Origin of the sequence: Pseudomonas sp. 008, from assembly GCF_016861935.1 — a bacterium.
Taxonomy (GTDB): Bacteria; Pseudomonadota; Gammaproteobacteria; order Pseudomonadales; family Pseudomonadaceae; genus Aquipseudomonas.
Genome location: NZ_BOMA01000004.1, coordinates 129283 through 151728, shown reverse-complemented (window position 1 = coordinate 151728; position 22446 = coordinate 129283). Strand labels below are relative to the sequence as shown.

Genomic DNA, 22446 nt, shown 5'->3' with positions numbered 1-22446 from the left:
TGTCAGCCAGCGCCGGTTTTTTTTCAACGACCGACTAGAAGTCTGCCGCCATGCGTCCTGCCCGTGCCCTGATCGACCTCCAAGCCCTGCGTCACAACTACCGGATTGCCCGTGAAGTCACGGGTGCCCGTGCCCTCGCGGTGATCAAGGCAGATGCCTATGGCCATGGCGCGGTGCGTTGCGCCCAAGCGCTGGAAGCCGAGGCGGACGGCTTTGCCGTGGCGTGTATCGAAGAGGCCCTGGAGCTGCGCGCCGCCGGTATTCGTGCGCCGGTGTTGCTGCTGGAAGGTTTTTTCGAAGCCGATGAGTTGGCGCTGATCGTCGAGCATGACTTCTGGTGTGTGGTGCATTCGTTGTGGCAACTCGAAGCCATCGAAAAAGCCACGCTGAGCAAACCGATCACGGTGTGGCTCAAGCTCGACTCCGGCATGCATCGGGTTGGCCTGCATCCAGCGGATTACCAGGCAGCCTATCAACGGCTGCTGGCCAGCGGCCAGGTGGCGAAGATCGTGTTGATGAGTCACTTCGCCCGCGCCGATGAACTGCACTGCCACGCCAGCGTCGATCAGGTCGCGGTATTCGAAGCGGCGCGTAAGGGTTTGGCGGCCGAAATCAGCCTGCGTAACTCGCCGGCGGTGCTTGGTTGGCCGCAGATTCCGAGCGATTGGGTGCGCCCGGGCATCATGCTCTACGGCGCGACGCCGTTCGAAGAGGCCAATGCCGTGGCGTCTCGCCTGCAACCGGTGATGACTCTGGAATCGAAGGTGATTTGCGTGCGTGAACTGCCGGCCGGCGAGCCGATTGGTTACGGCGCGAAATTCATTACCCCCAAACCGATGCGTGTGGGCGTGGTGGCGATGGGGTACGCCGACGGTTATCCGCGTCAGGCTCCGAGCGGCACACCGGTGCTGGTGGCCGGGCAGCGTAGTCAATTGCTGGGGCGGGTATCGATGGACATGCTCTGCGTCGACCTGACCGACGTACCGCAAGCCGGCCTCGGTTCGCCCGTCGAGTTGTGGGGCAAAAATATCCTCGCCAGTGACGTCGCGACAGCCGCCGACACGATTCCTTATCAGATCTTCTGCAACCTGCGTCGGGTTCCGCTGCTCTATTCCGGGGCCTGACAAACAGCGCTCCCGACCGAAAGTCGCTTCGCCAGGCTGGATTCAGGCGCAAGTGTTGTAAATACTGAACGCTGTCGCCATGATAACGCTCAATATTCTTGCAACCTGAATCCCTGGAGGCTCCAGCATTGGACGTCGGTGAACGACTGCAATCGATCCGTAAGCTCAAAGGTCTTTCCCAGCGTGAGCTCGCCAAACGCGCGGGTGTTACCAACAGCACCATATCGATGATCGAGAAGAACAGCGTCAGCCCCTCGATCAGTTCGCTGAGGAAGGTACTGGGCGGGATTCCCATGTCCATGGTCGAGTTCTTTTCCGAAGAAATCCTGCAGGAAAAGCCGACTCAGATCGTCTACAAGGCCCACGAGCTGATCGATATTTCCGATGGCGCAGTGACCATGAAGCTCGTCGGTCGGGCTCACCCGAGCCGGGCTATCGCGTTCCTCAACGAAATCTACCCGCCAGGCGCCGACACCGGTGAGGAGATGCTCACCCACGAGGGCGAGGAAACCGGGATTCTGGTGGAAGGTCGGCTGGAACTGGTGGTAGGGCTCGAAACATTTGTGCTCGAGGCCGGCGACAGCTACTACTTTGAAAGTACCAAGCCGCACCGTTTTCGGAATCCGTTCGATGCCCCGGCGCGACTAATCAGCGCAGCCACTCCAGCGAATTTCTAAGAGACACGGCGTCGTGCCCGGATTGCACAGACGCCCATGCTGCCTTCCCGCCTTGTGATAAGACCCCTTCGACTTTGGGGTTGTTTCAGTGTGGCGGGCTTACCGCTATACTTGCGCCCGCCTGCGAACCGTGGCCGCAGGCGTGACTAGCCACCATTGAGGGTGTACGCGTGAACCTAATTATGAAAATGCTGGCCGCACCAGCAACCGTATTGGCCCTTTGGGCAGTCAGCGCACAAGCTGCGACCAACGACGATATCGCTAAACGTCTTGAACCAGTCGGCCAAGTCTGTGTGCAGGGTAAAGAATGCAAGGGGATGGAAGTCGCAGCTTCGGTTGGCGGCGGTGCGTCGAAAACTCCTGACGAAATTATTGCCAAACACTGCAATGCTTGCCATGGCACCGGCCTGTTGGGCGCACCGAAGATCGGTGATGCCGCAGACTGGAAAAAACGTGCCGATAAAGAAGGCGGCACCGCTGCTGGCTTGGCGAAGGTAGCGTTGAGCGGGCTCAATGCGATGCCGCCAAAAGGCACCTGCAGTGACTGCGAACTGAAAGACCTTGAAGGCGCCATCCAGAAGATGTCTGGCCTGAAATAAGCCTGTTTTCAACGAAAAGCCGCTTACGAGCGGCTTTTTTGTGCCTGCGATTTGCCTGAGGCTATTCTTTGCAGCAAAGACCCGGCAAGCTCGGTCCAACCCAATTCATGGGTTGGGCGGGAGGATCAGATGGTGCAGTTGTGTTCTATCGAGCAGGCGGTCGATGACGTCCTGGCACGATTGCCGGCGCATATCCACATGGGCCTGCCGCTGGGGCTGGGCAAACCCAACCCCTTCGTCAACGCGCTGTATCAACGCATCGCGCAACTGCCCGAGCGGCAGCTGACGGTCTACACCGCCCTGTGCCTTGGACGCCCGCCCTTGGGCGATGGTTTACAAAAGCGTTTCCTCGAACCCTTCATCGACCGGGTGTTCGGCGATTACCCGGAACTGGATTTCCTCGCTGACCTGCATCGCGACAGCTTACCGAACAACATCCACATTCATCAGTTCTTCATGCAGCCGGGCAGCCTGCTGAACAGCGCCCCGGCCCAGCAGGATTACGTCAGTAGCAATTACAGCCACGCCGCGCGGGACATCAACGCCGCCGGATTGAACCTGGTGGCGCAACTGGTCGCCAGCCACAGCGAACATCCCGATCGCCTGAGCCTGAGCTGCAACCCGGACATCACCCTCGACCTGTTGCCGATGATCGCCAAGCGCCGTGCGGCGGGGGAGACAATCCTGATGGTGGGCCAGGTGCACAACGATTTGCCGTACATGCCCGGTGACGCGGAAGTCGGCATCGACACCTTCGACCTGCTGATCGACGCCAAGGACAGCACCACGTTGTTCTCCACGCCGAACATGCCGGTGGGTTGCCAGGATCATTTCATCGGGCTGCACGCCAGCACACTGGTGCGCGATGGCGGCACCTTGCAGATCGGCATTGGTGCAATGGGCGATGCCCTGACGGCGGCGCTGCTGGCGCGGCAGGCGGACAGTGATGGTTACAAGGCGTTGCTGGCGGATCTGAATCTCAGCCAGTGGGCGCAGCTGATCGAGCGCGAAGGGGGCATCGAACCGTTCGCCAAGGGCCTTTACGGATGCAGTGAAATGTTCGTCAACGGCTTGCTGGTGCTGGCGGACGCCGGGATCGTGCGACGCAAGGTCTACCCGGATGTGTTGACCCAGCAGCAGGCCAACGCCGGCACGTTGAACGAAGCCGCGCAAACCGACGGCATCTCGGTGCATGGCGGGTTTTTTCTCGGCCCGCGCAGTTACTACGAGCGCTTGCGCGAGTTGCCGCAGAGCAAACGGCTCGAATTCAACATGACCCGCATCAGCTACATCAATGAGCTCTACGGCCAGGAAGAACTCAAACGCTTGCAGCGCCTTGATGCGCGCTTCATCAACACCGTATTCACCATGACCCTGCTCGGCGCCGGCGTGGCCGATCAACTTGAAGACGGGCGGGTGCTGAGCGGCGTTGGCGGGCAATACAACTTCGTCGCTCAAGGCCATGCACTGGAAGGCGCGCGTTCGATCCTGCTTCTGCGCAGTTGGCGTGAGTCGGGTGGTGAAGTCAGTTCGAACATCGTCTGGGAATACGGCCACTGCACGATCCCGCGGCATCTGCGGGACATCGTCATCACCGAGTACGGCATCGCCGATTTGCGGGGCAAGACCGACGCGGCGGTGATCGAGGCGTTGCTGAACATCAGCGACTCACGCTTCCAGCCGGGGCTGATCGAACAGGCGCAGAACGCTGGCAAATTATCGAAGCATTTTCGCCTCGATCCGCGTTTCGCCGACAACAGCCCGCAGCGTTTACAGGCCATTCAGGCCCGGCATTCGAATCTGTTTCCGGAATATCCGTTGGGCTGTGATTTCACGGCGCAGGAGCGGGATTTATTGCGGGCGCTGAACTGGTTGAAGAGCAAGTTCAAGCTCACGGAGATTCTGGAATTGGGCAGGGCGGCGCTGGATGCGCCGGAGCCGGCGGAGTTTCCCGAGCATCTGGAGCGCATGCAGCTGACGAAGCCGGAGGGGTTGAAAGAGGATTTGTTTCAGCGGTTGTTGCTGGCTGGCCTGAAGGCTACCGTGCATTAACAGCCGCCACAAAAACCTGTGGGAGCGGCGGTGCGACGATTCGACTTGCCCGTGAGGGACAGTCCCTTCTCGAGCGAACCAATACCTACACTTAAATTCTTTCTAAGTTTGCACGTCTGCAGAGTAAGACTGTGCTGTCAGCCCCTTCTGATTTTCCCTGCTCTACGGCGATACACCCCAACAGCTGTGTACCTTGTCGGCAAGGACCCATTGTTGAGAGAAAGAGCATGGACACGTCTTCAAGGAAAACTGTTACGGACGCCGCACTTAAACAAGCTCTGTTACTGGTTGATCTAACCGAAACAAACGATCCCGATCACGCTGTTCGATTGCTGCTAAATGAAATCCTCCAGGGACTCTCTGAAAAAGGTTGGCCCCAAGCGCAACTACAAACTGGGCCGCGGATTGTGTCTGCTGAAGAAAATTACGGTCTGCTCGGTTATGACCCTGCAGAGATTACGCTCGGGAGCGAGCACACCCGTTGGGTCGATGAGTGCTCGCTGTTGCGAACACAAACCACCAGTCAGATTCCGGTAGCGCTTCAGCGAGCGGCTCAGGTGCGGCAGTCGGGACAGACGATACTGCTGGCAGCACCAGGTATTACTTTCCGTCGTGATAGTCGGGATCGTTGGCATTGCGCGGAACCGCATCAAATGGATATTTGGGTGCTGGGTGATCCGGAACTGGCAACGCACGAACATCTGTTGCGTTTGGTCGGCGATATTCTTAAGTCTGCCGTTCCCGATAAATCTTGGGTCTACAGCGATAGTCCGCATCACTACACGGAGGGAGGAATCGAAGTGAATGTGTTGAATGATGGGGCTCCGGTTGAGGTGCTGGAGTGCGGTCGTATTGCGAGGTCTTTGTTGGAGCGTTTGAACATTGACCCGCTGCATCATGGAGGGCTGGCACTCGGGATGGGTCTGGATCGCCTGACGATGTTGCGAAAAGGCATTCCGGATATTCGCTTGCTGCGTGATCAGAACGTGCGAGTGCAGGCGCAGATGCATGATCTGAATCCATGGACGGCGGTATCTCGTTTGCCGTCGATTGCTCGTGATATTTCGTTGGCGGTAACGCCGGGGCTGAGCGAGGAAGTGTTGACTGAAAGAATGTTGCAGGCGGCCGGCGACTGCTCTGACTGGATCGAGGAGATGCAAGTCAAGGGAAGGTGGGAGTTCTCGGATTTACCCGCGCAGGCAATTGAAAGGCTCGGGCTGCTGCCGGGTCAGGAGAATGTGCTTTTACGCGTGGTGCTGCGTGATTGTTCGCGATCAATCACTACCGCTGAGGCGAACGCTTTGTATGCGGACATTCAGGCGGCGATGCATGAAGGAACGCCTGGGGCGGGTTACAGAATGGACCTGTCAAAGGCTTGAAACCGAAGTGGGAGCAAGCAGGCTCGCTCCCACAAGGCATAGGCGGTGTGGCTTTATTCGATGAAGGTTACAACGCCATCCTTCAGCGATTGCACCCGAGCCAACGATTCCACGCGATAACCCTGGGCATCCAGTTCCGCACGGCCACCCTGGAACGATTTCTCGATCACGATGCCCAGACCGGCCACGGTCGCGCCGGCCTGTTTGATGATCGAGATCAGCGCTTGCGACGCCTTACCGTTGGCCAGGAAGTCGTCGATGATCAGCACGCGGTCGCTGCTGGTCAGGTGACGCGGGGAGATCGCCACAGTGCTTTCGGTCTGCTTGGTGAACGAGTAGACCGTCGCCGACAGCAGGTTTTCAGTCAGGGTCAGGGACTGATGCTTGCGCGCGAAAATCACCGGTACGCCGAGGTTCAGGCCGGTCATGATCGCCGGGGCGATACCCGAGGCTTCGATGGTGACGATCTTGGTGATGCCCGAATCCTTGAACAGCGAGGCGAATTCGTCGCCGATCAGCTTCATCAGGGCCGGGTCGATCTGGTGGTTCAGAAAGGCGTCGACTTTCAGGACCTGGTCGGAAAGCACGATGCCTTCTTCGCGAATTTTCTTGTGCAGTGCTTCCATGAAGCTGTCCTCTGTTGGCGTCTGTTGCGCCGAAGGTCTAAATAAATGTGGTCAATTCTAGCGCTTTAGCATTGCGCGTATATCTGCCAATGCGCTGTTGCCACGAACGGCTTTGACTTCGGTCGGGGTGTCGTCGTTGCCTTCCCAGGCCAGGTCGTCCGGCGGCAGTTCATCGAGGAAGCGGCTGGGCGCGCAGTCGATGATCTCGCCATATTGCTTACGCTTGGCGGCGAAGGTGAAAGCCAGCGTCTGACGCGCTCGGGTAATCCCGACGTAGGCCAGGCGGCGTTCCTCTTCGATAGTGTCGGCTTCGATGCTGGAACGGTGCGGGAGGATTTCCTCTTCCATGCCCATGATGAACACGTAAGGGAATTCCAGGCCCTTGGAGGCGTGCAAGGTCATCATCTGCACACCTTCGGCGCCGTCTTCCTCTTCCTGCTGACGCTCCAGCATGTCGCGCAGCACGAGTTTGCCGATGGCGTCTTCGACGGTCATCTCGCCGTCTTCGTCTTTCTCCAGCGTGTTCTTCAGCGCCTCGATCAGGAACCAGACGTTACCCATGCGGTAATCGGCGGCCTTGTCGCTGGAGCTGTTGGTGCGCAGCCAGTTCTCGTAGTCGATGTCCATGACCATGCTGCGCAGGGCGGAGATCGGGTCTTCGCCGGCGCACTGCTCGCGGACCTTGTCCATGAAGCGTTTGAAGCGCGACAGGCGATCGGTGAAGCGGCTGTCCAGGTGTTCGCCCAGGCCGATTTCGTCGGTGGCGGCGTACATCGAGATTTTTCGCTCGGTGGCGTAGTTGCCCAGCTTCTCCAGGGTGGTCGAACCGATCTCCCGGCGTGGGACGTTGATCACCCGCAGGAAGGCGTTGTCGTCGTCCGGGTTCACGATCAGGCGGAAGTAGGCCATCAGGTCCTTCACTTCCTGGCGTCCGAAAAAGCTGTTGCCGCCGGACAGTCGGTAAGGCACCTGGTGATGCTGCAGCTTCAGCTCGATCAGCTTGGCCTGGTAGTTGCCGCGATACAGAATCGCAAAATCGCTGTAGGGCCGGTCGGTGCGCAAGTGCAGGCTGAGGATTTCCACGGCCACGCGCTCGGCTTCGGCGTCTTCGTTGCGGCAGCGGATCACGCGGATCTCGTCGCCGTGACCCATTTCACTCCACAGCTGCTTTTCGAATTCGTGCGGGTTGTTCGAAATCAGCACGTTGGCGCAGCGCAGGATGCGGCTGGTGGAGCGGTAGTTCTGCTCCAGCATCACCACTTTCAGGGACGGGTAATCGTCCTTGAGCAGCATCAGGTTTTCCGGGCGGGCGCCGCGCCAGGCGTAGATCGACTGGTCGTCGTCGCCTACCACGGTGAACTGGTTGCGTTTGCCGATCAGCAGTTTCACCAGCAAATACTGGCTGGCGTTGGTGTCCTGGTATTCGTCCACCAGCAGGTAGCGGACCTTGTTCTGCCATTTTTCCAGGATGTCGTCGTGTTCCTGGAACAGTTTTACCGGCAGCAGGATCAGGTCGTCGAAGTCCACCGCGTTGAACGCCTTGAGCGTGCGCTGGTAGTGGGTGTAGACGATGGCGGCGGTCTGTTCCTTGGGGTTGCGTGCGTTTTCCAGGGCTTCGGGCGGCAGGATCAGGTCGTTTTTCCAGGCGCCGATCATGTTCTTGATCTCGTCGACGCCGTCGTCGCCCGAGTATTCCTTCTGCATGATGTCGGTCATCAGGGCTTTGACGTCGGTCTCGTCGAAGATCGAGAAGCCCGGTTTATAGCCCAGCCGCACATGTTCCTTGCGGATGATGTTCAGGCCCAGATTGTGAAAGGTGCACACCGTCAGGCCGCGGCCTTCACCGCCCTTGAGCAGCGTGCCGACCCGTTCCTTCATCTCCCGCGCGGCCTTGTTGGTAAAGGTCATGGCGACGATGTACTGGGCACGGATGCCGCAGCTCTGGATCAGATGCGCAATTTTGCGGGTGATCACGCTGGTCTTGCCGGAGCCTGCGCCGGCGAGCACCAAAAGAGGGCCGCCGACGTAGCTCACGGCTTCTTGCTGCCGGGGATTGAGTCGGGACATACGAAATCAGGGAGTCGTTAGCGAAATGGGCCGGCATTTTAACAGGCTCTGAGAATTGTGCTGCTCTCTCCGACTTGTGACGCAACACGCGATCTCTATTTGCCGGTTTTGATACTTTCACGCAGGATGCGCAATGAATTCGCGTCTAATGTACGTATTCAAGACTCGAAGTCGTGTTTGATAACCGATGATATTGGGTCATTGGTTACCCGAGCGGCATAATGCGCGCCGCCTACATCTTTGCAGAGTCTAGGGAGCTAGCTTGTCTACGCCTGTCGAACCCTTGCGTTTGCTGCTACTGGCCGAAGAGCCGGCGTGGGCAGCGTTGTTGCGCGAGTGTCTGGCTCCAATGGGGAGTTCGGCAGTGCTGCTCAGCGCGCCGAGCTGGGAGTCGGTCAGCAACCTGTTCGATGACAACCGCAGCGCGGTGTTGTTGACGATTCCTGCTCTGCAGCCGGCACCTGGCCGTTGCAGCCTGCCGACGGTGTTGCTGCTCGAACACGAGCCGCTGGCGCCGCCCGACGGTGTGAGCGACTGGTTGGTGCGCAATCTGCTGGATCCCGGCATGTTGCGCCGCTGTCTGCGTCATGTGCGTGAGCGTGGGGTGTTGGAAAACACCTTGCAGCGCCTGGCCGAGCAGGATCCGCTGACCGGCATCGCCAACCGTCAGGGTTTCCAGACCTTGCTGGCGGCGCGTCTGGCGGACAACGACGGCCGCGGCCTGGCCCTCGGTCACCTCGACCTCGACAACTTTCGACATGCCAACGACGCCCTCGGCCATCAGGCAGGCGACCGGTTGATTCTGCAAGTGGTCTCGCGGCTGAAAAGCCAGCTGGAGGCCGGCGATCAACTGGCGCGGCTGGGTAGCGATGAGTTCGCCCTGCTGATCGACACCCGCCGCGCCCCGCAGCGCGCTGAATGGATGGCCGAACGGATTACCGAAGCCTTGTCCGAACCCTACTGGATCGACGGCGAAAGCCTGTTGATCGGTTCCAGTCTCGGCATTGCTCACGCCCGGGCGCAGGCCGGCGCCGACCCGCTGATGTGGCACGCGCACATCGCCATGCAGCAGGCCAAGAGTACTCAAGGCTGCACCTTTCACATCTTCAACGAGCGGATCAATCGCAATGCCCGCAGCATCGCCGACCTTGAAAGCGAGCTGCGCCGGGCCTTACGCCGCGATGAGCTGGAGTTGCATTACCAGCCGCGCCTGAACCTTGAGGACGGTCAGATCGTCGGCCTCGAAGCTTTGGTGCGCTGGCGTCATGGCGAACGCGGTTTGCTGCCCCCCAGCGAGTTCGTGCCGCTGGCCGAGCAAAGCGGCTTGATCGTGCCGCTGGGTTACTGGGTGATTTCCCGAGCCCTGCGGGACATGCAGGCGTTGCGTGAGCGGGGTCTGCCGGCGCTGCACATGGCGATCAACCTGTCGTTCCGGCAGTTTCAGGACAGCCAGTTACTGTCGACCCTGAGCCGGCTGATTGCCGAGCGTGGCGTCGAGGCGCAATGGCTGGAATTCGAACTGACCGAAACCGCGGTGATGCGTCGCAGTGACCTGGTCAAGCAGACCATGGACGCCCTCGGGCGGCTCGGTGTGCGCTTCTCGCTGGACGATTTCGGTACCGGGTTCTCATCGTTCGTGCACCTGAACAGCCTGCCGATCGCCTTGTTGAAGGTCGACAAGAGCTTTGTCGGCGGCATGGAAGAGCGGGAAGAGAATCGCAAACTGGTGCACGCCATGATCAACCTGGCGCACAACCTCAACCTCGAAGTGGTTGCCGAAGGGGTGGAAACACCGGAGCAGCTGGATTTGTTGCGCGGATTTGGTTGCGATCAGGTGCAGGGGTATCTGATCAGCAAGCCGTTGCCGTTGGCGGAATTGGTTGAGTATTTGACCTTCGGCTCCAGCCAGCAGGCTGTGCTGGCTTAACAACGTACCGTAGGAGCGAGGCTTGCCCGCGAAGGCGGAGTGTCAGTCGATATTGTTGTTAACTGACACTCCGCCTTCGCGGGCAAGCCTCGCTCCTATAGGGTTTAATCAGGCTGGGTGATTTGGAAGCTCGGCTGCGACGATGGCTCGCGCCGAATCATCCGCGTCATCTTCCACTCAAACGCCAGCGTCAGGCTCACCGCCGCACACGCCAGCCCCAGCGCCAACCCCCACCAGACGCCCGTCGGCCCCCAGTTCAGATGGAAGGCCATCCACCAGGCGGCCGGCGCACCAATCAGCCAATAGCAGCCCAAACCCACCAGGAACGTGGTCTTGGCATCCTTGAGTCCGCGAATGCAGCCCATGGCAATGGTTTGCGTGCCGTCGAACAGCTCGAACCACGCCGCCACCGCCAACAAGCTCACGGCCAGTTCGATGACCGGGCGGAACGCCGGGTCGTTGTGGTCGAGGAACAAGCCTATCAACTGATTCGGCAGCAGCCAGAAGACCATCGCAAACCCCAGCATCGACACCGCCCCGAAGGCGATCCCGACCCGTCCGGCCAGCCGCGCATCCAGCAATTGCCCGGCGCCGTAATGCTGGCCGATGCGCATGGTGATCGCGTAGGAAAGCCCCGCCGGCACCATGAACGCCACCGAGACGATTTGCAGGGCGATCTGGTGCGCCGCCAGTTGCGTGCTGCCCATGGTGCCCATGCACAGCGCGGCGAAGGCAAACAGGCCGACTTCCACCGCATAGGTGCTGCCAATCGGCAGGCCCAGGCGCCACAACTCCTTCAAGTACTGACGATTGGGCCGCGACAGCCCCTGGCGCAACGGATAAGCGTCATAGGCCGGGTGCCGACGAATGTGCAGCGCGAGCGCCAGCGCCATCAGGTTGGCCACGATCGCTGTGACCAGACCGATGCCCATCAGGCCCATTTTCGGCAGGCCGAACATGCCGGTGATCAACGCGTAGTTGAGCAGGAAGTTGGCCACGGTGCCGCCGAGGCTGATGACCATCACCGGCGTCGCCCGGCCGATGGCGCTGGTGAAGCCGCGCAGCGCCATGAAACTCAGGTAGCCGGGCAGGGCGAACGGCAGGATCAACAGAAACTGGCCGGCAGCCTGGACGTTGGTTGCGGTCTGGCCGAACAGCAGCAGCACCGGTTTGAGGTTCCACAGCAGCAGGCCCGCCACCAGCGCCATCAACCAGGCCAGCCACAAACCGGCCTGGGTCAGCCGCGCTGCGCCGATGATGTCGCCCGCGCCCTGACGGATCGCCACCAGGGTGCCGACCGCCGCGATCACGCCGATGCAGAAGATCGACACGAACGAATACGTCGCCGCGCCCAGACCGCCGCCGGCCAGCGCCTCGGGACTCAGGCGCGCCATCATCAAGGTGTCGGTGAGGACCATCAACATGTGCGCCAACTGCGAGGCAATCAACGGCCCCGCCAGCCGCAGGATGGCCCAGAGTTCAATACGCGCTGGATGCTGCATGATCATCACGCTCGATTGTCAGAGAGAACAGGAAGCGTTGATTCTCGGCGCTCTGCGGGGTTTCCACAAAGGGATAAAAAGGATGGGTGGCATGATTTAAACTCATGCTCGGGACTTTCTGATAAGTTGAGGCAACCGCGCTATAGGAGGTTTCCCAATGTCTCGTCGTCTTCCTCCCTTGTATGCCCTTCGAGCATTCGAAGCGGCGGCGCGGCATAGTTCGTTTACCCGCGCCGCCGAAGAGTTGTCGATCACGCAAAGTGCGGTCAGCCGGCACATTCGTACGCTCGAAGAGCATTTCGCCTGTCGGCTGTTTCATCGCAGCGGGCGCAACCTGCAACTGACCGAGTCAGCGCGGCTGATCCTGCCGGGCATTCGCGAAGGCTTCACCGCCCTTGAGCGGGCCTGCAACACCTTGCGCGCCGAAGACGACATCCTGCGCATGAAAGCCCCGTCGACCCTGACCATGCGTTGGCTGTTGGCGCGGCTCAGTCGCTTTCGGCATTTGCGCCCGGGGAACGAGGTGCAATTGACCAGCGCCTGGATGGACGTCGATACGGTGGACTTCAACCACGAACCCTTCGACTGCGCCGTCATCCTCAGCAACGGGCATTTTCCACCGGACTGGGAGACGACTTTGCTGTTCCCCGAAGAGTTGATTCCGGTGGGCGCGCCGAATCTGCTGAAGGATCAACCGTGGGACGTTGCGCGCCTGGCCAGCACCGAACTGCTGCACCCGACGCCGGACCGCCGTGACTGGCGCAACTGGCTGGAGCGCATGGGCCTGAGCGATCAGGTCTCGCTCAAGGGCGGGCAGGTGTTCGACACCCTGGAACTGGGCATGATCGCTGCCGCCCGTGGCTACGGCGTGTCCATGGGTGATTTGCTGATGGTGGCGGAGGATGTCGCGCAGGGACGTCTGAGTTTGCCGTGGCCGACGGCCGTCGCCAGTGGTGAGAATTATTACCTGGTCTGGCCGAAAACCCGCCCGGGAGGTGAACGTTTGCGCCGGCTCAGCGATTTCCTGCAAGGCGAAGTCCGGGCTATGGAATTACCGGATGTCGAGCGCCTGGGCTGAATCGATGGAGCCGCTGCAATGGCGGCCTTGAGCCATATCCCCGTTAATCACTCAAGTATTCGGCTTTGCCGCCGAAAATCTGCTGATGGAACCTTCGTACCAGGCTCCACGTTTTCCCCACAATCAGAAATTTAGCCGAGTGCGACGGGATCAGGATGATCCGGCCCACTGGGTCAGGAGCTGTCATGTCTCAACCTCGTGCTCGGATTGCTTCACAGCTGGGTCTTGCGCTTGCCGTGATATTGGCGATTGTCATCAGCGGCAGCGCCGTGTTTGCCCTGCGCTCGCTGGACGCCGCCAACCTCGCCACCCGCGAAGAGCACCTGGCCAGCGAGGCGCGGCTGCTGGCCGATCAGCTGAGCACGTTCCACGGCACGTTGCGTGAGAGTACCCAGCGCCTCAGCGGGCTGTTCGAGAAGCGCTTCAGCGCCGGTCTGAGCGTGCACCCGGATGAGCCGGTGACCGTGGCGGGTGTGCAGACCCCGGGCCTGCACCTGGGTGGCGAAGTGTTGAACAACAACTTCAAGGAAGTGGATGAGTTCAAGCAAATGACTGCCGGCGTTGCGACGCTGTTCGTGCGCAGTGGCGAAGACTTCATCCGGGTCAGCACGTCCCTGAGCAAACAGGACGGCACCCGGGCCATCGGCACATTGCTGGATCACGCTCATCCGGCCTATGCGCGCTTGATGGCCGGGCAGAGCTACGTCGGTCGTGCTTTGCTCTTCGAACGGTCCTACATGACTCAGTACACCCCCGTACGCGACAGCGGCGGTAAGGTGATTGCCGTGCTGTTCGTAGGATTCGATTACACCGACGCACAGAACGCCCAATTCGAAAACCTCAAGCGCTTCCGCATCGGCCAGACCGGCTCCCTGGCGTTGCTCGATGAGCAGAGCAAATGGCTGGTACCGATCGCCGGTGTGCAAGCGTTGGACGTGGCAGCACCGGCCATCGTCGGTCTGGCCAAGACACCGGGCAAGGGCGATTTCTGGAGCGACAAGTCGCAAGACTTCTACAGCATTGCCGTGCCGTTCGAAGGTGGGCCGTGGTCGGTGGTGGCGAGCATGCCGAAAGCGGAAATCCGCGCAGTGACCTGGAGCGTCGGCATTCGCCTGGCCATCGGCAGCCTGTTGGCGATGTTGCTGGCGGTGGGTTCGGCGGTCTGGTTGTTGCGCAGCAAACTGGCGCCGCTGGGGGATCTGGTGCGTCAGGCCGAAGCCTTGGGTGCCGGTGATTTGAGCGTGCGCCTGAGCGTGTCGAGCAACGACGAAATCGGTCAGTTGGCCCGCGCTTTCAACCAGATGAGCCAGGCTTTGTCGACCATGGTCGAGCACATTCGTAGAGCCTCGGAAGAGGTCAACAGCCGCGCCCAGGCGTTGTCTGGCTTGTCCGGTGGTGCCTATGAAGGGATGGAGCAGCAGTCCGGCGAGATCACCAGCATGGCCGGCGCCGTGGAAGAGTTCAGCGCCACCTCGTTGAACATTGCCGACAACATGGGCAACACCCAGCGCTTGGCGCAGGAAAATGCACAGCAAACCCAGATCGGTCGTACGTCGATGGACGAAGCGTCCTCATCCCTGGAACAAATCGCTGGTGCGCTGAACAGCACCGCGACTGTGATCAACACCTTGGGTCAGCGCTCCCAGGAAATCGGCGGCATTGTCGGGGTGATCACCGCGATCGCCGAGCAAACCAATTTGCTGGCACTCAACGCTGCCATCGAAGCCGCCCGTGCCGGTGAACAAGGTCGTGGGTTTGCGGTGGTGGCCGATGAGGTGCGTAACCTGGCCTCACGTACTCGCCAGGCCACTGACGAAATTTCCGGGATGATCCAGAGTATCCAGCAGGAAACCGGCAACGCGATCAGCACCATGGAGCAGGGTAACGTGCTGATGCAGGAAGGCTTGTCGCGCAACGCCAACGTCGCTTCAGCCCTGGCGCGAATCGATGAGCAAAGCCGCTCGGCCGGTCAGCAGTTCGCCGCCATCACCACCGCCACCCAAGAGCAAAGCAGTACCGCGACCTTGCTCAGCAGCAATCTGCAAAGCATTGCCCTGGCGAACAGTGAGCAGCGGGAAGTGGTGTCGAACCTGGCGGTGACTGCCAAAGAGCTGGAGAAGCTCGCGGCGGACTTGCGGCATGAGGTTGACCGGTTTCGTTGAGGCGCTGCCCAAATCGCCATCGCGAGTAGGCTCGCGATGGCATCAACTCGATTCTCCGCGTTACCCACAAGCCCCGTATCGACGATCATTTGGCATTTGCCGTCGTGATCTCGATTTTTATACTTGCTGAAACGTTTCTTCAAGTTTATAAAAATGGCACAACTCCAATAAAGGCTGCTGCCATGACCCCGCTCAAACTCTTCGTTGCCCTCAGCGCACTGTCCGCTGCTTCCCACGCCATGGCCTGGGATTACGTCCTGCTCGATACCGACAAAGCCGCCCAGAACTGGCAGATCACCAGCCAGCAACTCGGCGTGAAAACCGCCAAACCCTTCTCCGTGACCCTGCGCACTTTGCACGGCGGTCGGCAGGAGGGTGTCAGCATTGTCGACATCGATAACGGCACGATGAAACTCTCGGTTGTGCCGACTCGCGGTATGAACGTGCTGCAAGCTTCGGTCGGCAATGTGCGCATGGGCTGGGATTCGCCGGTCAAGGAAGTGGTCAACCCGTCCTTCATCGAACTCAACGGTCGCGGTGGCCTGGGCTGGCTGGAAGGTTTCAATGAACTGGTCACCCGCTGTGGCTACGAATGGGTCGGCCATCCCGGCATGGACAATGGCGAGCTGCTGACCCTGCACGGTCGCGCCGCCAACATCCCGGCCAACAAAGTCACCCTGCATATTGATGAAAAACCGCCATACGCCATCAGCCTGCGCGGTGAACTGAAAGAGCAGGCATTCAAGAAAGTCGACTTCTCCGTCGCGACCGAACTGGTCACCGAACCCGGCAGCGTCGTGTTCGCCCTCAACGACACCCTGACCAACAACGGTGATTATCCGAAGGAATATCAGGCGCTGTATCACAGCAACTTCAGCACTCCGTTCCTGGAACAGGGCGCCCGTTTCGCCGCTCCGGTGAAGCAGGTGTCGCCGTTCAACGACAAAGCCAAGGGCGATCTGCCGGACTGGCAAACCTACCGCGCACCGACCAAGGACTACGACGAGACGGTTTACAACGTGGTGCCATATGCCGATGCCAAGGGCGATACGTTGACCGTGCTGCATAACAAGGCCGGCAGCCTGGGTGTCTCGGTCGGTTTCAACACTCAAACACTGCCGGTGTTCTCCCTGTGGAAAAACACCGATACCCAAGGCCAGGGCTACGTCACGGGGCTGGAGCCGGGAACGAGCTTTTCCTATAACCGCCGGTATCAGCGGCCACTGAACCTGGTGCCGACAATTGCGCCGAAGGAACAGAAGCAGTTCCGTATCAGCTACAGCTTGTTGGCGGATAAGGCGGCTGTGGATAAGGCGTTGAAGCGGGTGAGCGAGATTCAGGGTGGTCGGGAGACTGAAGTGCGGCAGACGCCGTTGGTTGATCTGACCAAGGGGTGACACGGACTAGAGTGTTGTTGGCCGATATTGCAGCGCTTCGGCCAGATGTTCGCGTCTGATCCCGTCAGCCTGCTCAAGGTCCGCCAGCGTGCGCGCGACCTTGAGCAGTCGATGGGCCGCTCGCAACGACAGCGTTAAACGCTCGCAGGCGGATTCCAGCCAGTTTTCATCGGCTGTGGATAACTTACAGTGTCGGCGTAGGCCTGGCAGGTCGAGAAAGGCATTGGCGCAACCTTGGCGTTTGTGTTGCCGCTCTCTTGCATCAGCAACCAGCTTGGCGGCGGTGGCTGTATCGTCGCCGGGTTTTAACGCAGGATTCAGCGCCGTAGCCTCCCGAGCAACCGTCAGGTGCAGATCGATGCGGTCCAGCAGCGGCCCCGACAGTTTGTTGCGATAGCGCTGCACCATGTCCGGCGTACAGGAACAACGGCCGCTTGGCTCGCCAAGATATCCACAGGGGCAGGGGTTCATCGCAGCCACCAATTGAAAGCGCGCCGGAAAGCGTACGCGGTCCTTGGCGCGGGAAATCACGATGTGACCGGACTCCAATGGCTCTCTCAATACCTCCAATACCTTGCGATCAAATTCCGGGAGTTCATCGAGGAACAGCACGCCATGGTGGGCGAGGGTGATTTCACCGGGTTGCGGTTTCGAGCCGCCGCCTACCAGTGCAGGGCCTGAAGCGGAGTGGTGAGGCTGTCGGAAGGGGCGCTGTGGCCAATGACTCAGCGGCACACAACTGGCGACCGATTGAATCGCCGCGACTTCCAGTGCTTCGCTCTCGGCCAATGGCGGTAACAGCCCCGGCAGACGACTCGCCAACAACGTTTTTCCCGTCCCCGGCGGACCGCTGAACAGCATGATGTAGTAAAATACACCCATCACTGTCAGTGGCGCCCACTCATGAAGCCGAAAGCATACAGCTACATCCGATTCTCAACTCCTGACCAGGGGCGTGGCGATAGTGAGCGACGTCAGAGAGCCGCTGCCGCTGAATACGCCAGGCAGAACGGGCTCGAATTGGTTGTAGAGCGCGACTATCAGTTCTTAGATTCTGGGGTAAGCGCGTATAGGGGGCGTAATAGCAATGATGAGGGGCGATTGCACCAATTCTGCAATTACGTAAAAGAGGGAAAGATCACAGCGGGCTCATATCTTATTGTTGAATCATTGGATCGGCTGAGCCGTGAAGATGTATTGACTGCATTAGGGCGATTTATAGATTTATTGAATGAAGAGATCAAGATAGTCACGCTCACAGATAATCAAGTGTATTCAAAGGGTGCAAATCCAATACAGCTTGTGATGTCGATCGTTTATATGATGCGGGCCAATGAAGAGTCCACGACCAAAGGGCTCAGGGTAAGCTCTGCTTGGCAGAAAAAACAGACGCAGGCTCGGGAGGAGGGTAAGCCGCTAGGGGCCGCATGCCCATATTGGCTAGAGTATTTGGATGGCGCTTATGTGCCCATTGCAGAGCGCGTAAACGTAATTCATAAGATAATGAGAATGACAATTGGTGGTCATGGTCAAACTGCGATTGTAAAATACCTGAACGCTGAAAAAATTCCGGTGTTTGGAAGTGCGAGCAGGAATAAATCGGGTATATGGGGTAATAGCTCTATCGCCAAAATTCTCGCCAACAGGGCTTTGCTGGGTGAGTATCAGCCAATGATACATGTCGGCGGGAAAAGAATTATAAATGGTCCACCAATTGAAGATTATTATCCGCCGGTCGTTGAGCAAGAATTATTTTACGCGGCATTGAGCGCCCGTAGTCAACGAAGAATAGATAAGGTCACACATCAGTCTAAAACGTTCAACGTTTGGTCGAAGTTGGTGTCATGCAGTATCTGTAAGTCACCGATGCATCTTGTCAATAAAGGTAAGCCCCCAAAAGGGTACAAATACCTGAGATGCTCTGCTGCTGCTAAAGGTGAGTGCGGATCAAAGCTGGTAAGACTGGATTTGTCGGAAATTGCGTTCAAAGAAATTTTGGCGAAAATGAATTCTGGGACTTTGGTAAAAAACTCAAATAGGAGTTTGCAGGCCAAAGTAGCTGAGTTGTCGGGTCGGATAATTAGCGTCGAAAAAGATTTGTCTGATATCGAGCGCATAATGGCAATTGAACCTTCCTTGGCATTATCGCGAACGGCAGCCAAAAAAGAGAAAGATCTTGATGAGTTAAGGAAGGAAGTAGAGGTAGCAAAGATTGAAGTGTCGAATAATTTGATATTTGACAAAGATGACTTTTTTGAGAAGTTAGACTTGGAAACCTACGAGGGGCGTGCGGCTGCAAACGCCTTCATTCGTAACCAAAAGAGAAAAGTTCGGATTACCACTGATGAATCTGGTCACTGGTTTACTGTACTTGATAGCGAACCACCGTATTTCCCGAAATTTTCGGTTCTGGTCGGCGCTGATCAGTCTCCAAAGTTTCTTTCGTTCACATCTGATTCCTTTGCCAATGTTATAAATCAGGGCGATCTAACCCAAATGATGGTTTATAGGAAGTCAGTGAGGAAAGCCATAAAGCGGACGTTGAAAGCCACAGAAGGCAACGGGCGTGCGGAAGTGAATTTTGAATATGCGAAATTACCAGTTATGAAATCATCTTTAGATGACCGTACAAAGCTGCAACTGCTGAAGAGTATGGGCTTGGCGCCTAAAGTGGATGAAACTTAATAAGTGGCCAATTTTTTGAGGCGCCAAATTTTTTGACGCGATTTTTTTAAATCGAGATGACTGAATTGGAAAGGACCCAAATGGCGGTTTACTCCGTTTTTGAGGGGGAGTAGTACCCCGCCCTCATTAAGTGGTTTTGTTCCACAATCGTTTGATTGTGCTTAAGCTTACATCCAGTTTGGTGGCGGCAACCGACTGACTTATGCCCGACGACTTCAGTTGTTGCACTTGAGCGGCGGATGCGGCACTTGGCCTCCCAAGCGGCTTTCCTGCTAGTTTTGCCCGATTCAACCCTGCTTGCGTTCTCTCAATCAAGAGATCACGCTCAAACTCGGCCACAGCAGCAATTACCCCCATGGTCATTTTTCCGGCTGGGCTGGTCAAATCCACGCCACCCAATGCCAAGCAATGAACTCTAATCCCTCGCTGGTTCAGCATCTCTACTGTATTTCTGACATCGATGGCGTTACGCCCAAGCCTGTCTAGCTTCGTTACCAATAAAACATCTGAGTGTTCCATTCGTTCTAGAAGCTTTTGAAAGCCGTTGCGTTCGGTGGCAGGTACGCTACCTGAAATGGTTTCTACTACCACTCTGTTAGGTTGAATTTCAAATCCCTGGGATCTTACTTCCTGGATTTGGTTTTCGGTGGTCTGTTCTATTGTGCTTACGCGGGCGTATAGGAAGGTTCGTGACATGATGATCTCTGCTGGTGTCATTAACGTGGTGTCAGTATAGTTTCTGGTGTCAAAATATCCATGGTTAATTTCTGACACCAACCTAAAGGTTTCGGAGTAGTAGGTTCACAAACGGTCGATTTTGATACCTGTTGTTGCTAATGATTACCCCGATAGCACCACACGCGTCATCTAGCTCATGGAAGCCAATTTTAGTGACAGGCGGGGCGCGTTGGTGCTGAAGTGGCAATAACTTAATCAAGCAACAAAGAAGTCTTGCAGTAATCCTTGTTGGTGATAGCGGACAGGACGCTGACATTTCTTTTGATTAAGTTTCAATCGCGAAGCTGAGAAGCGTTTGTGTTTCTCGCCTGTGCCAAAGTCTTTATCCCTAACTTTTGCAGCGTAGCTTAAGTGGTAAAATGCGTTACCTAACTCAATAAGATTGCCGCGATTAACCGTGTGATACTTTGTTGGCCTCACGGAGCCACCTATAAGCTCTTTCCAGAGGCTTTCGAGGAGTTTCCATATGCCGGTGTACCCTTTGCTGGAAATGCCTCCAGGTCGCACCATAGAGTGTTTTAGGCCTATAAAGCAGTGATAGTGCCCTTTTTCAGTTTCTCCAACTTCTCTTGCCCAAAAATGTATTACGTTTTTATGGCTTCCCCACTGCGCTTTTCCCAGCTGCTCCTTGGCGCGCTTAAAAAATTCGGTGACTAGTTGGTTCGATGACAAAGCTGGTAAAAGTTCCGTAACGGGCAAGTGAAGATTGAATGCAGCAATTGTGATGCGGGAGTGATGGGATAATAGTGCCTGTATCTGGCTGTACATGCTTCCCAGCATCCTGGTGTAAACCCCGAGTTTCTTGAGTTTTCCGGTGTTGATCGGAAGTTCCAGATAGCTGCTGCTAGACGTGATTGTGTTGGACAAAGTCGTACCTTTAAATACTGTAGTTTATGGATTAAATATTATCCCTCTATTTGCGATGATGGGCCTGAATATGGGTGTGATCCGTTTTCCAATGCATTGATTAGAACGGATAATATTAATATACAAGTGCTCGATTGGCTAAGCCCTATGTATTATTAGGGGGTTAGCCAGGTTTTGTTCCGAAGAAACAGGGAGATGACCAAAAGGTAGCACCAAATTCTTCAATTCTAAACAGAATCGGAAAATTTAATTTGATGTAATGTTTTTGGTTTGATGCAATGGAGTAATCAGAAAAAAGCATGGATGCATAGAGCGTTGAATCTGGTAGGTCGTAGGCCTATTTGAATTCAACGCTCTATGGGAAAATTAGAAGCTTTTGGCAACTGCTCCAGCAATAGCTTTTCCAAGCAATGGAGGCACAGCATTTCCTATCTGCTTTGTGATTTGAGCTCTGTTTCCACAAAATACGTATGCATCATCGAAGGATTGAAGTCTTGCTCCCTCTCGTGGGGTCAGTGCTCGATTTTGAATCGGGTGGATGCATCTATTTGATGCCGGGTGAACAAAGTTCACAGTAATAGTTACCGCTGGTTCATCAGCATCCAGTCTTGAATAACAAGAGCTAAAGCCACTGGTGACCATGCCTTTAGGGATGCAGTTTATATTCTTTCCAGCGTGCTTTATTATCTCAAGCATTTTTGAAGAATGCGCTGTAGCCAAATGCATTTTAAGGTCGTTTTTTACATGGCGGCGCATGCTATGCTGATATTCGTTGCTTGGAGGGTCGATATAAAATTTTGCTTCCTCTCCTGATTGAACGGCAGGAAGATCAGATATCGCCTGCATAACTGAAATAGCAGGTTTCTGTTTTTCCTCTTTCATGCTGAATAGGTCATATGATGGGGCATGTACTCGCCTCTTATCTTTTACGCCTATCGTGGGTCCTGAAAAATTGTGAGTGGTTTCAGGAAATTCAATTTTCCCACCTTTCTCCACTCCTATCATAATTAGACGCTCTCTTTTTTGCGGAACGCCATAGTTGGCTGCATTCAATATGCGCCACTGGGTGTCGTACCCCAAATTTTTAAAGCACTCTTCCATGAGGGCAACAGTAGAACCATCTTTATGTGTGGCTAGACCAACTACGTTTTCGAGGACAAATACAGGAGGCCTGAAATAGTTAACGAACGAAGCATACTCTTCAAATAGACTATTTCTCGGATCGTCATCATTCGTAGAACGGAACGGTCTTATCGAGGAGAATCCCTGGCATGGCGGCCCCCCAACAATCACATCGATCATGCCACGCTTTAGTTTTAGCCTGTCACTAAGTTCAGATCTTCTTACCTTCCTGATATCCGAAGAGATGCTTAAGGCATTAGGTCGGTTCGCATTAAAGGTTTGAGTTGCAATGGGAAGAACATCAATACCGAATACGGTCTCAAATCCTAATTCGGCTATTTCAAAACCGTGAGAAAATCCGCCGGTGCCGCAAAATAGATCTAGAACTTTCATAAAAAACCCCCCACATTTGCGCTCAAGCGTAACATGATGTCTCCGGTGGAG

The 22446-nt window shown here is 56.7% G+C and carries 16 protein-coding genes and 1 pseudogene; 10 read left to right on the top strand and 7 right to left on the bottom strand.

The window, feature by feature from the left end:
* The first annotated feature begins 50 nt into the window (after positions 1 to 50).
* The 5 genes from alr (at position 51) to JUI81_RS10085 (ending at position 5831) form a co-directional block, all read left to right on the top strand.
* The gene (gene alr, locus JUI81_RS10105; RefSeq protein WP_019580481.1) at positions 51 to 1124 is read left to right on the top strand and encodes an alanine racemase; all 1074 of its coding nucleotides are present in this window, start codon (positions 51 to 53) and stop codon (positions 1122 to 1124) included.
* 128 nt (positions 1125 to 1252) lie between these two features.
* The gene (locus JUI81_RS10100) at positions 1253 to 1801 is read left to right on the top strand and encodes a cupin domain-containing protein (RefSeq protein ID WP_018927504.1); all 549 of its coding nucleotides are present in this window, start codon (positions 1253 to 1255) and stop codon (positions 1799 to 1801) included.
* A 170-nt stretch (positions 1802 to 1971) separates the two neighbouring features.
* On the top strand, positions 1972 to 2400 hold the full coding sequence (locus tag JUI81_RS10095) for a cytochrome c5 family protein (RefSeq protein WP_081625748.1): 429 nt from the start codon (positions 1972 to 1974) through the stop codon (positions 2398 to 2400).
* 129 nt (positions 2401 to 2529) lie between these two features.
* Positions 2530 to 4452 (top strand): acetyl-CoA hydrolase/transferase family protein, encoded by a 1923-nt coding sequence (locus JUI81_RS10090; protein ID WP_204124193.1) that lies wholly within the window; start codon positions 2530 to 2532, stop codon positions 4450 to 4452.
* 227 nt (positions 4453 to 4679) lie between these two features.
* On the top strand, positions 4680 to 5831 hold the full coding sequence (locus JUI81_RS10085) for a hypothetical protein (RefSeq protein ID WP_096479374.1): 1152 nt from the start codon (positions 4680 to 4682) through the stop codon (positions 5829 to 5831).
* 53 nt (positions 5832 to 5884) lie between these two features.
* Here the strand turns inward: JUI81_RS10085 and JUI81_RS10080 are convergent, their stop codons facing one another.
* Together JUI81_RS10080 and rep are read right to left on the bottom strand one after the other, a co-directional pair.
* Positions 5885 to 6457, bottom strand: coding sequence for a xanthine phosphoribosyltransferase (locus JUI81_RS10080; protein ID WP_018927509.1), 573 nt, complete (start codon positions 6455 to 6457; stop codon positions 5885 to 5887).
* Between the two features lie 57 nt (positions 6458 to 6514).
* Positions 6515 to 8524 (bottom strand): DNA helicase Rep, encoded by a 2010-nt coding sequence (rep, locus tag JUI81_RS10075; protein ID WP_018927510.1) that lies wholly within the window; start codon positions 8522 to 8524, stop codon positions 6515 to 6517.
* A 262-nt stretch (positions 8525 to 8786) separates the two neighbouring features.
* Between rep and JUI81_RS10070 the strand changes: the two genes are divergently transcribed.
* Positions 8787 to 10451 carry a bifunctional diguanylate cyclase/phosphodiesterase gene (locus tag JUI81_RS10070; protein ID WP_019580484.1) on the top strand — a complete coding sequence of 555 codons (1665 nt, stop codon included), beginning with the start codon at positions 8787 to 8789 and terminating at the stop codon, positions 10449 to 10451.
* 104 nt (positions 10452 to 10555) lie between these two features.
* Here the strand turns inward: JUI81_RS10070 and JUI81_RS10065 are convergent, their stop codons facing one another.
* On the bottom strand, positions 10556 to 11953 hold the full coding sequence (locus JUI81_RS10065; RefSeq protein ID WP_204124192.1) for a NorM family multidrug efflux MATE transporter: 1398 nt from the start codon (positions 11951 to 11953) through the stop codon (positions 10556 to 10558).
* Between the two features lie 157 nt (positions 11954 to 12110).
* Here JUI81_RS10065 and JUI81_RS10060 point away from each other — a divergent pair, with 157 nt between their 5' ends.
* The 3 genes from JUI81_RS10060 (at position 12111) to JUI81_RS10050 (ending at position 16590) form a co-directional block, all read left to right on the top strand.
* Positions 12111 to 13031: a LysR substrate-binding domain-containing protein gene (locus tag JUI81_RS10060; RefSeq protein WP_019580487.1), complete on the top strand. Its 921-nt coding sequence runs from the start codon at positions 12111 to 12113 to the stop codon at positions 13029 to 13031.
* Positions 13032 to 13216: 185 nt separating this feature from the next.
* The gene (locus tag JUI81_RS10055; RefSeq protein WP_204124191.1) at positions 13217 to 15193 is read left to right on the top strand and encodes a methyl-accepting chemotaxis protein; all 1977 of its coding nucleotides are present in this window, start codon (positions 13217 to 13219) and stop codon (positions 15191 to 15193) included.
* Positions 15194 to 15375: 182 nt separating this feature from the next.
* Complete coding sequence (locus JUI81_RS10050) at positions 15376 to 16590, top strand: aldose 1-epimerase family protein (protein ID WP_028939141.1); 1215 nt, start codon at positions 15376 to 15378, stop codon at positions 16588 to 16590.
* Positions 16591 to 16596: 6 nt separating this feature from the next.
* On the opposite strand, the pseudogene JUI81_RS10045 reads toward JUI81_RS10050, so the two are convergent.
* Positions 16597 to 17451, bottom strand: a pseudogene (locus JUI81_RS10045) (YifB family Mg chelatase-like AAA ATPase); the annotation flags it as partial.
* A 42-nt stretch (positions 17452 to 17493) separates the two neighbouring features.
* Between JUI81_RS10045 and JUI81_RS10040 the strand changes: the two are divergent.
* Complete coding sequence (locus JUI81_RS10040) at positions 17494 to 19275, top strand: recombinase family protein (RefSeq protein WP_204124190.1); 1782 nt, start codon at positions 17494 to 17496, stop codon at positions 19273 to 19275.
* Between the two features lie 126 nt (positions 19276 to 19401).
* On the opposite strand, the gene JUI81_RS10035 is transcribed toward JUI81_RS10040, so the two are convergent.
* The 3 genes from JUI81_RS10035 to JUI81_RS10025 all read right to left on the bottom strand — a co-directional run bounded on the left by JUI81_RS10035 (position 19402) and on the right by JUI81_RS10025 (position 22395).
* Positions 19402 to 19971: a recombinase family protein gene (locus tag JUI81_RS10035; RefSeq protein WP_204124189.1), complete on the bottom strand. Its 570-nt coding sequence runs from the start codon at positions 19969 to 19971 to the stop codon at positions 19402 to 19404.
* 237 nt (positions 19972 to 20208) lie between these two features.
* Positions 20209 to 20880, bottom strand: a complete 672-nt coding sequence (locus JUI81_RS10030) for an inovirus-type Gp2 protein (RefSeq protein WP_204124188.1) — start codon at positions 20878 to 20880, stop codon at positions 20209 to 20211.
* A 366-nt stretch (positions 20881 to 21246) separates the two neighbouring features.
* Positions 21247 to 22395 (bottom strand): DNA cytosine methyltransferase, encoded by a 1149-nt coding sequence (locus JUI81_RS10025; RefSeq protein WP_204124187.1) that lies wholly within the window; start codon positions 22393 to 22395, stop codon positions 21247 to 21249.
* Positions 22396 to 22446: the final 51 nt, after the last annotated feature.

What these genes read in the sequence shown, in the direction of transcription:
- alr (WP_019580481.1), top strand. Translation starts at nt 51, where the DNA reads ATGCGTCCTGCCCGTGCCCTGATCGACCTCCAAGCCCTGCGTCACAAC.
- JUI81_RS10090 (WP_204124193.1), top strand. Translation starts at nt 2,530, where the DNA reads ATGGTGCAGTTGTGTTCTATCGAGCAGGCGGTCGATGACGTCCTGGCA.
- JUI81_RS10085 (WP_096479374.1), top strand. Translation starts at nt 4,680, where the DNA reads ATGGACACGTCTTCAAGGAAAACTGTTACGGACGCCGCACTTAAACAA.
- JUI81_RS10080 (WP_018927509.1), bottom strand. Translation starts at nt 6,457, where the DNA reads ATGGAAGCACTGCACAAGAAAATTCGCGAAGAAGGCATCGTGCTTTCC.
- rep (WP_018927510.1), bottom strand. Translation starts at nt 8,524, where the DNA reads ATGTCCCGACTCAATCCCCGGCAGCAAGAAGCCGTGAGCTACGTCGGC.
- JUI81_RS10065 (WP_204124192.1), bottom strand. Translation starts at nt 11,953, where the DNA reads ATGCAGCATCCAGCGCGTATTGAACTCTGGGCCATCCTGCGGCTGGCG.
- JUI81_RS10060 (WP_019580487.1), top strand. Translation starts at nt 12,111, where the DNA reads ATGTCTCGTCGTCTTCCTCCCTTGTATGCCCTTCGAGCATTCGAAGCG.
- JUI81_RS10055 (WP_204124191.1), top strand. Translation starts at nt 13,217, where the DNA reads ATGTCTCAACCTCGTGCTCGGATTGCTTCACAGCTGGGTCTTGCGCTT.
- JUI81_RS10050 (WP_028939141.1), top strand. Translation starts at nt 15,376, where the DNA reads ATGACCCCGCTCAAACTCTTCGTTGCCCTCAGCGCACTGTCCGCTGCT.
- JUI81_RS10040 (WP_204124190.1), top strand. Translation starts at nt 17,494, where the DNA reads ATGAAGCCGAAAGCATACAGCTACATCCGATTCTCAACTCCTGACCAG.
- JUI81_RS10035 (WP_204124189.1), bottom strand. Translation starts at nt 19,971, where the DNA reads ATGTCACGAACCTTCCTATACGCCCGCGTAAGCACAATAGAACAGACC.
- JUI81_RS10025 (WP_204124187.1), bottom strand. Translation starts at nt 22,395, where the DNA reads ATGAAAGTTCTAGATCTATTTTGCGGCACCGGCGGATTTTCTCACGGT.